Below are 490 nucleotides of genomic sequence, written 5' to 3' on the forward strand. Positions count from 1 at the left end.
TTGTCATGCTGTTAGCCAGCCTCTCCGTTCACGCCGCTTCCGTTTCCGCCAGAACATTACATTTTGGCACCTCTGCCACCTATGCGCCCTATGAGTTTGTCGATGCCGATAATAAAATTGTTGGTTTCGATATTGATGTCGCCAACGCGGTCTGCAAAGAGATGCAAGCGGAGTGCTCATTCACTAACCAGAGCTTTGATAGTCTGATCCCCAGCCTACGCTTCAAAAAGTTTGATGCGGTGATCGCCGGTATGGATATGACGCCCAAACGTGAGCAGCAGGTCTCCTTTAGCCAACCCTATTACGAAGGTCTATCGGCGGTAGTCGTCACGCGTAAAGGGGCTTATCACACTTTTGCCGATCTGAAAGGCAAAAAAGTCGGTCTGGAAAACGGTACAACGCATCAGCGCTATTTGCAGGATAAACAACAAGCTATCACGCCTGTCGCCTATGACAGCTATCTAAACGCCTTTACCGATCTGAAAAACAA

General features: G+C 48.8%; 1 protein-coding gene. It reads left to right on the forward strand.

The window, feature by feature from the left end; all coding sequences use genetic code 11:
* Nucleotides 1-490, forward strand: a 490-nt coding sequence (locus tag RH45_RS18975; protein ID WP_008080314.1) for a transporter substrate-binding domain-containing protein, incomplete at both ends; no start/stop codon positions are given.

This window comes from Vibrio sinaloensis DSM 21326 (assembly GCF_000189275.1).
In the GTDB taxonomy this organism is placed as follows: domain Bacteria; phylum Pseudomonadota; class Gammaproteobacteria; order Enterobacterales; family Vibrionaceae; genus Vibrio; species Vibrio sinaloensis.